The 12,539-nt window shown below is 72.0% G+C and carries 13 protein-coding genes and 1 pseudogene; 4 read left to right on the top strand and 10 right to left on the bottom strand.

Annotated features, from left to right (window positions below):
- Positions 1 to 52: 52 nt before the first annotated feature.
- Together SSQG_RS10925 and SSQG_RS10930 are read right to left on the bottom strand one after the other, a co-directional pair.
- The gene (locus SSQG_RS10925; RefSeq protein ID WP_039932369.1) at positions 53 to 1,228 is read right to left on the bottom strand and encodes a serine hydrolase domain-containing protein; all 1,176 of its coding nucleotides are present in this window, start codon (positions 1,226 to 1,228) and stop codon (positions 53 to 55) included.
- Positions 1,180 to 2,475 (bottom strand): multidrug effflux MFS transporter, encoded by a 1,296-nt coding sequence (locus tag SSQG_RS10930; protein ID WP_003989809.1) that lies wholly within the window; start codon positions 2,473 to 2,475, stop codon positions 1,180 to 1,182. Before SSQG_RS10930 ends, SSQG_RS10925 begins: the two co-directional genes overlap by 49 nt.
- A gap of 84 nt (positions 2,476 to 2,559) precedes the next feature.
- On the opposite strand from SSQG_RS10930, the gene SSQG_RS10935 reads away from it, so the two are divergent.
- Positions 2,560 to 3,582 (top strand): Gfo/Idh/MocA family protein, encoded by a 1,023-nt coding sequence (locus tag SSQG_RS10935; RefSeq protein WP_003989810.1) that lies wholly within the window; start codon positions 2,560 to 2,562, stop codon positions 3,580 to 3,582.
- A gap of 40 nt (positions 3,583 to 3,622) precedes the next feature.
- On the opposite strand, the pseudogene SSQG_RS38990 reads toward SSQG_RS10935, so the two are convergent.
- Positions 3,623 to 3,754 (bottom strand): annotated as a pseudogene (locus SSQG_RS38990) (PhoD-like phosphatase N-terminal domain-containing protein); the annotation flags it as partial.
- A gap of 145 nt (positions 3,755 to 3,899) precedes the next feature.
- Between SSQG_RS38990 and SSQG_RS10940 the strand changes: the two are divergent.
- Positions 3,900 to 4,658 (top strand): SDR family oxidoreductase, encoded by a 759-nt coding sequence (locus tag SSQG_RS10940; RefSeq protein ID WP_039932371.1) that lies wholly within the window; start codon positions 3,900 to 3,902, stop codon positions 4,656 to 4,658.
- Positions 4,659 to 4,922: 264 nt separating this feature from the next.
- Here SSQG_RS10940 and SSQG_RS10945 read toward each other — a convergent pair whose 3' ends face one another.
- Positions 4,923 to 5,249 carry a hypothetical protein gene (locus SSQG_RS10945; protein ID WP_003989813.1) on the bottom strand — a complete coding sequence of 109 codons (327 nt, stop codon included), beginning with the start codon at positions 5,247 to 5,249 and terminating at the stop codon, positions 4,923 to 4,925.
- 168 nt (positions 5,250 to 5,417) lie between these two features.
- Between SSQG_RS10945 and SSQG_RS10950 the strand changes: the two genes are divergently transcribed.
- Together SSQG_RS10950 and SSQG_RS10955 are read left to right on the top strand one after the other, a co-directional pair.
- Positions 5,418 to 5,975, top strand: a complete 558-nt coding sequence (locus SSQG_RS10950; protein ID WP_039934949.1) for a DoxX family protein — start codon at positions 5,418 to 5,420, stop codon at positions 5,973 to 5,975.
- Between the two features lie 39 nt (positions 5,976 to 6,014).
- The gene (locus tag SSQG_RS10955) at positions 6,015 to 6,356 is read left to right on the top strand and encodes a MazG-like family protein (protein ID WP_003989815.1); all 342 of its coding nucleotides are present in this window, start codon (positions 6,015 to 6,017) and stop codon (positions 6,354 to 6,356) included.
- Positions 6,357 to 6,380: 24 nt separating this feature from the next.
- Here the strand turns inward: SSQG_RS10955 and SSQG_RS10960 are convergent, their stop codons facing one another.
- From SSQG_RS10960 to SSQG_RS10985, 6 genes are all read right to left on the bottom strand, one after another.
- Positions 6,381 to 7,577: an ATP-grasp domain-containing protein gene (locus SSQG_RS10960; RefSeq protein ID WP_003989816.1), complete on the bottom strand. Its 1,197-nt coding sequence runs from the start codon at positions 7,575 to 7,577 to the stop codon at positions 6,381 to 6,383.
- A 73-nt stretch (positions 7,578 to 7,650) separates the two neighbouring features.
- On the bottom strand, positions 7,651 to 8,601 hold the full coding sequence (locus SSQG_RS10965; protein ID WP_003989817.1) for a cupin-like domain-containing protein: 951 nt from the start codon (positions 8,599 to 8,601) through the stop codon (positions 7,651 to 7,653).
- Between the two features lie 45 nt (positions 8,602 to 8,646).
- Complete coding sequence (locus SSQG_RS10970) at positions 8,647 to 9,390, bottom strand: alpha/beta hydrolase (RefSeq protein WP_003989818.1); 744 nt, start codon at positions 9,388 to 9,390, stop codon at positions 8,647 to 8,649.
- A 2-nt stretch (positions 9,391 to 9,392) separates the two neighbouring features.
- Positions 9,393 to 9,998, bottom strand: a complete 606-nt coding sequence (locus SSQG_RS10975) for a GNAT family N-acetyltransferase (RefSeq protein ID WP_003989819.1) — start codon at positions 9,996 to 9,998, stop codon at positions 9,393 to 9,395.
- Positions 9,995 to 11,635 carry an AMP-binding protein gene (locus tag SSQG_RS10980; protein ID WP_003989820.1) on the bottom strand — a complete coding sequence of 547 codons (1,641 nt, stop codon included), beginning with the start codon at positions 11,633 to 11,635 and terminating at the stop codon, positions 9,995 to 9,997. The genes SSQG_RS10975 and SSQG_RS10980 overlap by 4 nt, the downstream gene beginning before the upstream one ends.
- On the bottom strand, positions 11,628 to 12,539 hold a 912-nt coding region (locus SSQG_RS10985; protein ID WP_039934955.1), incomplete at its 5' end, for a class I tRNA ligase family protein. The genes SSQG_RS10985 and SSQG_RS10980, both read right to left, overlap by 8 nt.

A 12,539-nucleotide genomic window follows, 5' to 3' on the forward strand; every position in this document is an offset into this window, starting at 1 on the left:
GAGAGCACCGCTCTCCCGCCACCCGGGGGTGAGAGCACGCCCGCCTCCCCTCTCACCTCCCCCGCACCGCCCGGGCCACCCTCGACCCGGCCGCGGCCCTGGGCGCGCTGTCCGGGCGGCGGCGGCGCGGATGGACCGCGTTCGTCAGGAGGATCAGGAACGTGTCCGTCGCCGGGTCGAGGACGAGGGACGTGCCCGTGAAGCCCGTGTGGCCCGCCGCGCCGCGACCGGCGAGGTCGCCCATGAACCACGGCTGGTCCAGGGAGAAACCGAGGCCGGGCGGGGTGAACAGCAGCTCGACGAAGTCCGGTCCGAGGATGCGGGCGGGCCCGTGGGAGCCGCCGGCGAGCAGGGTGCGGCAGAACACCGCGAGGTCCCGTCCCGTCGAGAACAGACCCGCGTGGCCCGCCACGCCTCCGAGCGCCCACGCGTTCTCGTCGTGCACCTCGCCCCGCAGCATCCCCCGGTCCGCCTTGGCCCAGGGCCGCCGCTGGTCCTCCGTCGCCGCCGCCCCGGGGCACGGCCCGAACTCCGTCGCCGTCATACCGAGCGGCCGGGTGATGCCGTCGCGCACGAGGACGTCGAGGGTGCGGCCGGTGACGCGTTCCAGGACGTGCTGGAGGAGGAGCATGTTCAGGTCGGAGTAGCGGTACGTGCCCGGGACCCCGACCGGAGGCTCCGACTGGAGCATGGCCAGCCTCGCCGCGGCGTCGGGACAGTCGTACAGCGGGAGTTCGGGCCGCAGTCCGGAGGTGTGCGTGAGCAGGTGCCGCACGGTGATGCCGTGCCGGGCGGCGGCCGTGAAGTCGGGCAGGTAGGCGCCCACCTTCGCGTCGATGCCCAGGGTGCCGCGCTCCAGTTGCTGGACGGCGGCCACGGAGGTGAACAGTTTGGTGAGGGACGCCAGGTCGAAGGGTGTGCCGACGGTCATCGGGACGCGGTCCTCGACGGGCAGTTCCACACCGGCGTCGGTGTCCTCGTCGTAGGCCGCGTACCGCACGGCCCAGCCCGCCGCCTCCTCGACGGCGATCACCGGGCCGCGTCCCACGACCAGCACCGCCCCCGGCGCCCAGGGGCGTGTGCCCGTGGTGAGGACGTGGACCTCCCGGACGAGGTGACGCAGCTCCGCCCGGTCGAGTCCGGCTCGTTCCGGTGTGCCGTCGCGCAGTCTGGGTGCGCTCAGCTGTCCGCTCCCTCCACGCTCGCGCGGGCCTGCCACGGTCGGCACATACCCATGAAGCACGCCAGTGCCACCAGTGCGGCGGCCAGTTGGACGACGGCCATCGGGACGGCGGTGTCCTCCCCGGCGACGCCGACGAGCGGGGAGGCGATCGCGCCGATGAGGAACGACGACGTGCCGAGCAGGGCGGACGCGGACCCGGCGTTGTGCTTGGTGCGCATCAGGGCGAGGGCCTGGGTGTTGGGCAGGGTGATGCCCATCGCGGACATCAGGACGAACAGCGCGACGGCCACGGGCGCGAGACCGACCTCCCCGAACACGCCCGTGGACATCAGGAGCAGCGCGGTCGCGGCGGTGATGACGATCGTCAGGCCGATCCCCAGCACCCGGTCCAGGCTGACCCGGCCGACCAGGATCTTGCCGTTGATCTGGCCGACGAGGACCAGACCGACCGAGTTCACGCCGAACAGCAGGCTGAACGTCTGCGGGGAGGCGCCGTAGATCTCCTGGATGACGAACGGGGACGCGGAGATGTAGGCGAACAGCGCGGCGAAGGCGAAGCCGCCGGTGAGCATGTAGCCGGCGAAGGAGCGGTCGGCGAGCAGGCCGCGCATCGCGCGCAGGGCCTCGCCGACACCGCCGCTGTGGCGGTCGGCGGGATGCAGCGTCTCGGGCAGCTTCGTCCAGGCCAGGGCCCCGATCGCGAGGCCGATGAAGGTGAGGACGACGAACACGCCCCGCCAGTCGGTGACGCGCAGGATCTGCCCGCCGATCAGCGGCGCGACGATCGGGGCGGCGCCTGAGATCAGCATGAGGGTGGAGAAGAAGCGCGCCATGGCCATGCCGTCGTAGAGGTCGCGGACGACGGCCCGGGCGATGACGATCGCGGCGGCACCGGCGAGGCCCTGCGCCAGCCGGAAGGCGACGAGGAGTTCGACGGTGGGCGCGAGGGCGCACAAGACGGTGGCGACGACGAAGACACCGAGCCCGGCGAGCAGCGGGCGGCGCCGGCCCCAGCGGTCGCTCATCGGCCCGACGACGAGCTGGCCGAGGGCCATGCCGGCCAGGCAGGCGGTGAGGGTGAGCTGGACGGTCGCGGCGGGGGCGTGCAGGGAGCGGGTGACCTCCGGCAGCGACGGGAGGTACATGTCCATCGCCAGCGGGGGTACGGCGGTCAGGCCGCCGAGGAGAAAGGTGACGAGGAGCCCGGTGCGGTGCGGTGTGCGGACGGGCCGCTCCGTCCCGGCCGCGACCCCCTGCGTGGTGTTCGATATGGACGCCCCACCCTCGGGCATGAGTCCCTCCCTGTTCGATTCGATCGCACCTATGCTCTCAGCTCGTACGGACTGCTCGGGGTCACAAGGTGAAGGCGGACGGGAATGACGGCGGACACGGTGCGGTGGGGGGTCCTGGCGACCGGAGGGATCGCGGCGGCGTTCACCGCGGATCTGATCGACCTGCCCGACGCGGAGGTCGTGGCGGTGGCCTCCCGGTCGCAGGAGTCGGCGAAGGCGTTCGCGGAGCGGTTCGGGATACCCCGGGCGTACGGCGACTGGAACGCGCTCGCCAGGGACGAGGACATCGATGTCGTCTACGTCGCCACACCGCACACGGCCCACCGGACCGCAGCCGGTCTGTGTCTCGCGGCCGGGCGGAACGTGCTGTGCGAGAAGCCGTTCACGCTGAACGTGCGCGAGGCGGAGGAACTCGTCGCGCTGGCGCGGGAACACGGGCGCTTCCTGATGGAGGCGATGTGGATGTACTGCAATCCGCTGGTGCGGCGGCTGAAGTCGCTGGTGGACGACGGCGCGATCGGTGAGGTGCGCAGTGTGCAGGCGGACTTCGGACTGGCCGGGCCGTTCCCGCCGTCGCACCGGCTGCGGAACCCGGCGCTGGGCGGGGGCGCGCTGCTCGATCTCGGCGTGTATCCGGTGTCGTTCGCGCACCTGCTGCTCGGGGAGCCGTCGGACGTCGCGGCGCGAGCGGTGCTCTCGGGGGAGGGCGTCGACCTCCAGACGGGAGCCCTGCTCTCCTGGGACAGCGGCGTTCTCGGTTCGGTGCACTGCTCCATCGTGGGCGGTACGGCCACCTCCGCCTCGGTCACCGGCGCGCACGGCCGTATCGACATCCCGAACGGCTTCTTCTTCCCGGACCGCTTCGTGCTGCACCGGGACGGCCGCGACCCCGAGGAGTTCACGGCCGACCCGGCGGACGGGCCCCGGGGCAGCCTGCGCCACGAGGCCGCCGAGGTGATGCGCGCCCTGCGGGCCGGCGAGACCGAGTCCCCGCTCGTCCCGCTCGACGGCACGCTCGCGGTGATGCGGACGCTGGACGCGATCCGGAACCAGGTCGGCGTCCGCTACCCCGACGAGACGGGCGAGCCGGAGCTCGCGCCGGCTTGAGCCCCTGCTCCCCCACCTCCGTCACCAAGGACGCGGCCGTCGTGACCCAACTGCCCACGCGGAAGCGGTAGTGGTAGACGCGGCCGGCGTCCAGGTGGTCCGCCTCGACGTGGACGGTGTGGTGGAACTCGGCGTGGGCGGTGGCGGTGCCGCGCCGGGCGGCGCGGCGGAACCAGCGCGGCGGCCGCGCCGGTGGTGGTGAGGGCCGCAGGGGGCATGGGAGTGGCCGGGGACGACAGCCGGCTGACTCGTACACAGCAGTCACGTGACGGAGGGATCAGTTCCGCATGGCGGACCCTCCCGTACGCTGCGGGCCCATGAATGCCAAGGAGAATGCAGTCGCGGTGGTGACCGGGGCGGGTTCCGGCATCGGCCGGGCGGTCGCGGTGGAACTGCTGCGCGCGGGCTGGTCGGTGGCGCTGGCGGGGCGGCGCGTGGAGACCCTGGAGGAGACGGCGGCCCTGGTCCCCGGGGACGCGGTTCTCACCGTGCGGACGGACGTCTCACGGCCCGAGGACGTGTCCGCCCTCTTCGCCGCCACCGTCGAGCGGTTCGGGCGGGTGGACCTGCTGTTCAACAACGCGGGCACGTTCGGGCCCGGCGGCGTGCCGGTCGAGGAACTGCCCTACGACGCCTGGCGGCACGTGGTGGACACCAACCTCAACGGGGCGTTCCTGTGCGCGCAGGCCGCGTACCGGCAGATGAAGGAGCAGGAGCCGCGGGGCGGGCGGATCATCAACAACGGCTCGATCTCCGCGCACACGCCCCGCCCGCACTCCGTGGCCTACACCGCGACCAAGCACGCGCTGACCGGCCTGACCAAGTCGCTGTCGCTGGACGGGCGGCCGTACGGGATCGCCGTGGGGCAGATCGACATCGGCAACGCGGCGACGGACATGACGGCCCGTATGCAGACGGGAGCCGTGCAGGCGAACGGGGAGGTCGCCCCGGAGCCGGTGATGGACGTCGCCGACGTGGCCCGCACGGTGCGGCACATGGCGGAGCTGCCGCTGGAGGCGAACGTGCAGTTCGCGACCGTGCTGGCGACGGCGATGCCGTACGTGGGGCGCGGCTGAGCCACGCCCGTGTTCGTCAACTCGTCAACGTGCACAAGCGGAATTTGAACATCCGCGCCATTGCGGCCGGTCGGCCACATATGCTCAACTCTCCTACACCAAAGCTTCACACTTGGAGCAGAGAGCTTCCGCCTGCCACATCCAGGCCACATCCAGGGGGGGGGAGGCGGCAGTCGTTCCACGGCACCGGGTGGGGGTGGACCCCGCGTGGGACCGCGGGGTACGCACCGGTGCGTGGAACGACTGCCGCTTCGGCCTGGGGCGTCAGGCCTGCCCGGTCTCGAAGCGGGAGATCCTGCCGTCGTCGTCCACGGTGAAGCTCCAGCGGGTCCGCATCTCACCCCAGGTGTCGTTGGCGTAGCGGGCGATCAGGGCACGGCCGCCGTTGGACTCGTTGTCGACCTCGATGTGGCCGTGGGTCGAGAAGATCTCCCGGTCGACCCAGTCGGCGAGGTCGCGGTCGGAGCCGTCGTCCGCCATGGTCGCGCCCGGCGCGAGGAGCGCCATGAATCCCTCGCGGTCGTGGTTGTTCACGGCGGTCACGAAGGCGCGGACCACCGGATCGCTGAGGCGCGTGGTCTGAATCGTCATGCGAGTCAGCCTCGTACCGGCCACCGGAGCCCGCCACCCGTACCACCCGAACGGCGTCCCGGGCGGGTCCGCCGGGTGTCGCGGGGTGTCAGGAGTGCGACGGTGGAAACGCGGAGGGGTGTCCTTCTGTATCTGCTGTCTGCCCCGGGAGACGACGTGAAGCGTGATGTGAAGCGTAACGACCGACAGGATCTGGGCCTGCTGCTGCTTCGGCTGGGGACGGGCGGTGTGCTGGCGGCGCACGGCACGCAGAAGCTGTTCGGCTGGTTCGGCGGGCACGGCATCGAGGGCACCGGACAGTTCATGGAGTCCGTCGGGTACGCCCCCGGGAAGGCCAGTGCGACGGCTGCGGGGCTCGCGGAGACCGGCGGCGGAACGCTGCTGGCACTGGGTCTCGCCACGCCCGCCGCGGGTGCGGCCGCGGCCGGCGCGATGGCCGGTGCGGCGGCGGTGCACGCCCCGAACGGCTTCTTCAACCAGGGCGGCGGCTACGAGTACGCGGCGACCCTGGGCCTGACGGCGGCCGGCCTGGCCATCACCGGCCCGGGACGGTTCTCCCTGGACCACGCGCTCGGGCACGCGGTGAACCGGGGCTGGATGATCCCGGCGGCGTTCGCGGCGGCCGCGGCCGGGACGGCGCTGGTCGTGGGGGCGCGCGCCAAGCGGCTGCGCCAGGCGAAGGAAGGCGAGCAGGAGCAGCTGTTCGACGAGGAGTCCCTGGAGTAGCGGGCCGCGTTGTCAGACCCCCGTGGCAGGCTCCCGCCCATGAGCGATCACACACCGCCCGAGCCCGACCTGTGGGCCGCCGTCGACGCCCTGTGGGAGTGGCTCGACACCGAGCGCCCGGTCGAGGGCCGCGAGGGCGTCCTCCTGCGCATCCTGAAACTGTCCGAGGAGGTCGGGGAGGTCGCCGAGGCGGTGATCGGCGCGACGGGCCAGAACCCGCGCAAGGGGGTGACCCACACGTGGGACGACGTGCGGTCGGAGCTCTGTGACGTCGTCGTCACGGCGCTGGTGGCGCTGCGGACGCTGACGCCGCAAGCGCGGGAGGTGTTCACCCGGCATCTGGAGCGGGTGACGGAGCGGTCGCTGGCCTCGCGGAGCTGACCGCCCCGGTCACCCCTGCCCGGTTCAGAGCGGCTGCGTCACCACCTTGACCAGATCGTGCGCCCGTTCCGCCGCCGCCATCGCCCCTGCCGTGTCCGCGCCCGTGCACAGGACGTAACCCTGGCGGGCCGTGGACGAGGTGAGGGCGCCCAGTTCCTGACCCGGTTCGAGCGTGCACCGCAGCCGCAGCACACCGGGGGCGGTGCGGGCCTCGTCGAGGCCGTCGACGCCGAGGATCCGGACGTTCTCGTAGGAGAAGAAGCGGATCGCGGCGGCGCCCGCCACGGGAGTGCGCGGCGGGCGGGGCAGGCCGAGCAGCGCGGAGAACGTCTCCGCCATCAGGTCGACTCCGCTCACCAGCTCGCACAGCTCCCAGATCTGGTCGCCGCCGACCCGTGTCTGCGCCTCGATGAGCCTCGGCCCGGCGGCGGTGAGCCGCAGCTCCGTGTGGACCGGGCCGTCCCGCTGCTCGATGAGGGTGAGGAACCGCCTCACGAGCTCCTCGACGGCCGTCCGGGAGGCTTCGTCGAGCCGGGCCGGTACCTGGTGCCCGGTCTCCACGAAGCGGGGCAGCTCGGTCGTGACCTTCTCGGTGATAGCCGCGATCTCGTGGCGGCCCCCCACCGAGACCGACTCGACGCTGAACTCCGGCCCGGTGAGGAACTCCTCCACGAGCAGCGGCCCGTCCGTGGCCCGGCGCGACCATTCCCACCGCTCGGTGAGTTCCTCCTCGGACGCCGCCAGGTACACCCCTTCGCTGAGCCCGCCGTCCCGTGGCTTCAGCACGACCGGGCCGCCACCGAGCTCCCGCAGGAACGCGCGGGCGTCCTCGAGGCCGGCGCACAGCCGGTGCCGTACGGGACTGAGCCCGTGGCGGTCGAGGAGCTCGCGCGTGCGCACCTTGTCCCGGGTCAGTTCCACCGCGGTCAGGTTGTCCCCCGCGATGCCCAGCTCCCGGGCGACCCGGGAGGCCGGGTACAGCCCGTACTCGGTGAAGGAGGCGACCGCGTCGAAGGGGTCGACGCAGTGCCACGCGCGGGCCACGGCCAGGACCTCGTCGAGGTCCCGGTAGTCGAGCACCGCGTAGTGGGCCGCGCTCGTGTACTGCCGGGCCGCGACCCGCTCCGGGATCTGCATCATGGAGAAGCGGACCCCGAGCCGGTCCAGCTTGTCGAGTTCGCTGCCCGGCCCGCCGACCAGCAGCACGTGCTTCTGCGTCATCGCCTCGATCCTCGTCGTACAACGTGAAGAAACTGGACGTGAAGAAACCGCACCTGGAGGGACTCTACGGCGGCTACGGCCGCAGCCTGGACAGGTCGATGCCCATGCGGTTCGCCCAGGCCCGGCTGCGCATCAGCACCACGTCGAACAGCTCGGGGTGCGTCCGCCTGACCTCCTCGGGATTGAGGGCGAGGGCGAGCAGCTCGGTCATGCGCTGGCGGATGTGCGCCTGGAGGTTGATCTCGTCCAGGCACTTGCGGCCCAGGCCGATGGAGTCGCTCAGCAGCTCGATGCGGTGGTACCAGTTGGCCGGCAGGTAGAGCACGTCGCCGGGCTTCAGCACGCATCGCGCCAGCTGGGTCTCAGGGGCCTCGACCAGCCGGGTCCAGTCCGCGTCGGTGTCCTCGTGCAGGACGGCGTCGGGGCCCATGACGTACCACAGCTTCTCGCCGACGATCTGGGCGTGCATCACGTCGACGCTGTACGAGTCCTGGTGCAGCCGGGTGACGCCGCCCTGCTGCCCCAGCCACAGCTGGTGGTTGGTGGAGGCCGCCTCGCCGTACAGGTTCCGCCGGAAGTCGTACCGGGCGATCTCCATCTCCGGCATGTCCGCGGCCAGTTCGGGAGCGGTGGTCTGGTAGTACCACTCCTGGAGGTAGATCGGCGTCGCGCCCTCGTGCCGGTTCTCCTTCAGCAGGTGGACGAACTCGGCGACGGTCGCCTCCCGGGCCGCCTTGGTGTTGTAGCTGTCCACGACGACCCGGACGTCGCCGACGCGGTCGGCGAGGTGGTCGAAGGACCAGGTCTGCACGGACGGCCAGTCGGCGACGTGGTTCTCCAGGACGACCGGGCGCTGCGGGCCCCGGTACTCACGCACGAACTCCTCGGGCGTCAGTCCGCTGCGCCGCTCCAACCGCGGAGCGTCCTGGACCGCCGCGGAGAGCGGCCCGGTGTGGAAGGCGCGTTCGACGGCCGCCAGGCTTTCGAGGTCGTGCCGCCTCAGGATGTTGGGCTCGGTGTGCACGGGTTTCCTCCCCGGTGGTACGGCGGACGGTCCGCCGGTCGGTGGTCAACGGAGGCTGTCGGTGACGAGTGCGCGAAGGGCCCCCAGCACCTCGCGCCGCGGCTCGGCCCGGTCGGGCAGCCAGCGGTGGATGAAGTGGTCGCAGTCGAGCCGGATCAGCCGGCGGGAGCGGGCCTTGACGGAGTAGGCGAGATAGGCGTCGATGACGGACCCGGGCACCACCTGGTCGTGGTCGCCGGCGACGATCAGCAGGTCGCCGTCGAACTCCCGGATCCCGGTGAAGGCCGGTGAGTCCGCGTAGGGGCCGGGCCTGGCGCGCTCCTGGCCGAAGCGGACGTCGGCCTCGCTGTCCGGATAGGCGGCGGGGCAGAACAGGGCCAGGGCGCGGGGCCGGAGGTCGGGCACGGTCCAGGCGGCGAGGTGGGCCCCCATGCTGGTGCCGACGAGCACGGGACGCCGGTCCTCGTCCAGCAGCCGGGCCGCCGCCAGGGACTCGTTCCGGCGCTGCCGCAGGGTCGCCTTCTCCAGTTCGCCGGTGCTCTCCCCGTTGCCGGAGAACTCGAAGGTCAGCGAGGAGTGCCCGTGTCCGGCCAGGTCGTCCAGCAGGTAGCGGACGGCGTGCCGGGAGGCGGTGGTGCCGAAGCCGTGCAGATGCACCACGTCGGGCGGGGCGCCGTCGGGCGCGTCGATCCTGGTCGCCGCCAGGCGCTGGCCGGCCGCGTGCAGGAACAGGTCCTCGGCGCGCGGGCGGGTCGCGGCGGGCGGTGTGTCGTGATCGTGGAGGGGCATGGTCAGACCCCGGTTCCGTCGGTGAGCGCGGCGAACCGCTCCTTGCGCAGGGCGGGCCACTCGTCGCGCAGGACGCTGTAGTAGACGACGTCCCGGCGCCGGCCGCCCGGCATGTAGTTGTAGCTGCGCAGCACGCCCTCCTCGTGGGCGCCGAGCGTGGCGAGGCCGGTGCGGGCGGCGGTGTTGAGCACGTCCGTCTTGAACTCGACGCGCTCGCATTCCAGGACGTCGAAGGCGTGGTCCAGCAGGGCGAGTTTCGCGGCCCGGTTGATGCCGGTGCGGCGGGCGGCAGTGGCGACCCAGGACCAGCCGATCTCCAGACGGCGGTCGGCCGGTGCCAGGTTGCCGTAGGCGCTGCTGCCCATGATGTGGCCGCTGCGGCGGTCGACGATCGCGAACACGATCCGCGTGCCGCTCAGCGTGTCCTTGATGGCGGTCTCGAGGAAGGTGTCGAGGTCGGCCGGTGTCGCGATCCTGGTGACGAACCAGCGCCAGATCTCCTCGTCGTAGACGACGCGTTCGAGGTCGGCGCGGTCCGTGACGCGGAGCCGCCGCAGTTCGACCCTGGAGTTGGACAGCACCGCGTCCGGCAGGTTGTTCCAGCTCACGTTGTACTCCTCGGTGTCTGCTCTGTTGCGACGACCACCAGGGGACGCTCGGCCGACGGACCGGGGGCGGGGCTCCCGTAGACGTCCGACAGTTCCCGTGCGTACCGCTCGTGGACGGCTCGCCGCTTGGGCTTGAGCTGCCCGGTCAGCAGTCCGTTCCCGATGGAGAAGCGCTCGGTGGCGATCACCACGGCGTGGACGCGCTGGTCGGGCAGCAGTTCCTCGTTGACCCCGGCGACGTGGCGGCTCAGCTCGGCGGGGCCGGGGCCGGGCGACGACAGCGACATGACGGCGGTCAGGAACTCCCGGCCGTTGCCGTAGAGCACGCAGTCGCGGATCGCGGGGTGGGTGCGCAGGCGTTCCTCGACGAGGGGCGCCAGCACGTTGTAGCCGCTGCTCACCGTCAGGACGTCGTCCACGCGGCCGTGGATGAAGAGGAACCCGTCGTCGTCCAGGTGGCCTATGTCGTGGGTGCGCACCTCGCCGGTGGGCAGGAACATCTTCTCGTTGGTGCCCGGGGCGCACCAGGTGTAGCGGTGGTTGACGGGGTGGCGGCTGCCGACGATGAGGATGCCGTCCCGGTCGAAGCGGACCGTCTTGTTCGGCAGTACCTTGCCGACGCTCCCCAGGCGGAAGGCGCCGGGGTGGTTCTTCGCCACGATGCAGGTCTCGTTGAGGCCGTAGCCCTCGTAGAGCGGCACGCCCGAGCCATTGAAGAACTCCAGCACGGCTCTGCTCGCGGGGGCGGAGCCGGTCCACAGGTAACGGACCCGGCCGCCGAACTCGGCCTGGAGGATCTCCCGGCGCTTGCCAGGGTCGGCGGGCAGCTCCATGGCCTCCAGGCGTTCGCGGATCTCCTCGTAGAAGCCGGGCACGCCCATGACGACGGTGGGGTGGGTGCGTCGGGCCGTGTCGAGGGCGTCGTCGATCCGGGCGAGCGTGACGTCGTGGCCGTGCGCCAGCGCCGAGTAGATCCAGTAGCGCTGCTGGAGGAACCAGTTGCCGAGGAAGACCAGCAGGTTGTCGCCGTCGCCGTGGGCGAACATCCGCTGCACCTCGTGCAGGGAGCTGTTGACGCTGGCGACGGTGGTCTCCAGGCCCTTGGGGACGCCCGTGCTGCCCGAGGTGAACTTGACGGCCAGGATGTCGGCCGGGTCGTAGCCCTCGTGGTACCGGGGCAGGGTGTCGGGGGCGAAGTCCTCGGCCCAGTCGGCGACCGTGCCGATGGCGCGCAGGGCGCCGCTCTCCGGTGCGCCCGCCTCTTCGGTGAGTTCGCCGAATTCGCCGAAGAGCAGCGTCAGGCCGTAGTCGCGCGGCAGCCGCTCGGGGTCGAAGCGGCCCGGTTCGAATCCGGCCGTGACCGCGCCGAGTTTGATCAGGGCGAGGTCGAGCAGCACCCAGGCGAGGCTGTTGGGCGCGAGGATGCCGACGCGGTCCCGCGGCCGGATACCGAGGGCGTGCAGATGCCGCGCCACGTTGAGGGCCCGGGCGTCGAGCTCGGCCAGGGTGAGGGAGCGGACCTCGCCGTCGGGGCCGCGGTGGTGGAAGCGGTGCCGGGTGTCGGCGCACGGGTGGAGGGCCAGGGTGTTGACGACGTCGGTGACGTCGTCGGCCGCTGCGGTCGAGGGGTCAGTCATCGGCCGTGGCCTTCTCGTCGCCGGCGCGGAAGAAGACCGCGTCGCTGAGGGACACCTTCGTACCGGCGGGCAGCAGTTCGGGCGTGGCGGGCCACACCCGCGGGCCGGTCAGCCCCAGCGCCGCCGCCAGCCGGCCCGCGAACCGGGGCATGACCGGGGCGGAGCACCGGGCGAGCAGCCGGGCCGCGGCCAGCTCCAGCGCGAGCGCGGTGCGCGTCCGGTCCTTCTCGGCGGGGCCGGTCAGGAGGTACTCGCGTTCGGTGAAGCGGGCGGTGTCCTCGACGATGCCGTGCAGTTCGTCCGCCGCCTGGTTCAGCGAGAAGCCGTCCTGCCCGAGGCTCTGGGTGACGGCCGCGAGCCGGACGCCGAGCCGGGCGAGGAACGCGGTGTGTTCCGGCGTCCAGACTCCGGCGTCGGGTGCCTGTCCGCCGTACCAGGCGTCGACGCGGTGGCCGAGGTCGCCCAGCCAGCGCTGCCAGGTGCCGATCAGCGTGTCGGCGAGGGCCTTCTCGTACGCGGCGGGGTCGAAGTTGGTGCGCCGTCCCTCGGGGCGGGTGCGGGCGAGGAAGAAGCGGACCGCGTCGACGCTGTCGGCGGTCAGGATGTCCTTGCCCCACACCGCGTGCCGGCGGCTGGTGGAGAACTTCTGGTGCTCCAGCAGGTAGAACTCGTTGACGTGGTAGTCGATGTCCGGCTCCCAGCCGGGGAAGGCCAGCTTGTACAGCACCGGGTAGAGCAGTGAGTGGTAGAAGCTGTTGTCGTAGCCGAAGAAGTGGACGATCTTCCAGTCCTGCTCCGGCGCCGAGGCCTTCCAGTCCTTGCCGAGGCCGCGGCCGAGCGCCTCGATGCCGTGCAGGAATCCGTACGACATCTCCGGCCACACCCAGATGACCTGGCCGTCGGC

Origin of the sequence: Streptomyces viridochromogenes DSM 40736 (genome assembly GCF_000158955.1) — a bacterium.
Lineage (GTDB): Bacteria > Actinomycetota > Actinomycetes > Streptomycetales > Streptomycetaceae > Streptomyces > Streptomyces venetus.

Excerpts from the sequence above, each read along its gene's own strand:
- SSQG_RS10930 (WP_003989809.1), bottom strand. The coding sequence starts at position 2,475 with ATGCCCGAGGGTGGGGCGTCCATATCGAACACCACGCAGGGGGTCGCG.
- SSQG_RS10955 (WP_003989815.1), top strand. The coding sequence starts at position 6,015 with ATGAGCGATCACACACCGCCCGAGCCCGACCTGTGGGCCGCCGTCGAC.
- SSQG_RS10980 (WP_003989820.1), bottom strand. The coding sequence starts at position 11,635 with ATGACTGACCCCTCGACCGCAGCGGCCGACGACGTCACCGACGTCGTC.
- SSQG_RS10960 (WP_003989816.1), bottom strand. The coding sequence starts at position 7,577 with ATGACGCAGAAGCACGTGCTGCTGGTCGGCGGGCCGGGCAGCGAACTC.
- SSQG_RS10935 (WP_003989810.1), top strand. The coding sequence starts at position 2,560 with ATGACGGCGGACACGGTGCGGTGGGGGGTCCTGGCGACCGGAGGGATC.
- SSQG_RS10970 (WP_003989818.1), bottom strand. The coding sequence starts at position 9,390 with ATGCCCCTCCACGATCACGACACACCGCCCGCCGCGACCCGCCCGCGC.
- SSQG_RS10940 (WP_039932371.1), top strand. The coding sequence starts at position 3,900 with ATGAATGCCAAGGAGAATGCAGTCGCGGTGGTGACCGGGGCGGGTTCC.
- SSQG_RS10945 (WP_003989813.1), bottom strand. The coding sequence starts at position 5,249 with ATGACGATTCAGACCACGCGCCTCAGCGATCCGGTGGTCCGCGCCTTC.